The organism is Blautia sp. AF32-4BH, assembly GCF_003460565.1.
GTDB lineage: Bacteria > Bacillota > Clostridia > Lachnospirales > Lachnospiraceae > Fusicatenibacter > Fusicatenibacter saccharivorans.
This window is the reverse complement of the sequence record NZ_QTVL01000046.1, coordinates 396-703: the sequence shown is the minus strand read 5'-3', so window position 1 is coordinate 703 and position 308 is coordinate 396. Positions and strand designations below refer to the sequence as shown.

The 308-nt window shown below is 43.8% G+C and carries 1 pseudogene; it reads right to left on the bottom strand.

The window, feature by feature from the left end:
* Positions 1-308, bottom strand: a pseudogene (locus DWZ44_RS19610) (IS200/IS605 family accessory protein TnpB-related protein); the annotation flags it as partial.

Here is a 308-nt window from a genome sequence, read left to right as displayed (position 1 = left end):
ACTGCATCCGTATTGATGCCGAGATCCACACTGCAGATCGTTTGTTCTTTGACAGGTGTCCGGTTTAAAGATACCTCTTCCGCATACGTAAAACGCAGGAAATATTTGTCGTGCTTTTTCTCCAACGTTGGCGCCGAAGCTTTTTTGCCCGACCAGTGTTTTCTTAAATATTCCATATCTGTATGTTTCAGCCGCACAGCAAACCATTTCCAGTCATGGCCATCGTACAGTTTTAAAAAGGCCGCATCTTTCTCTTCTGTGTTTTCACGGTACATGACATTGTGGTAAAAAACAGGCATGGCATACTG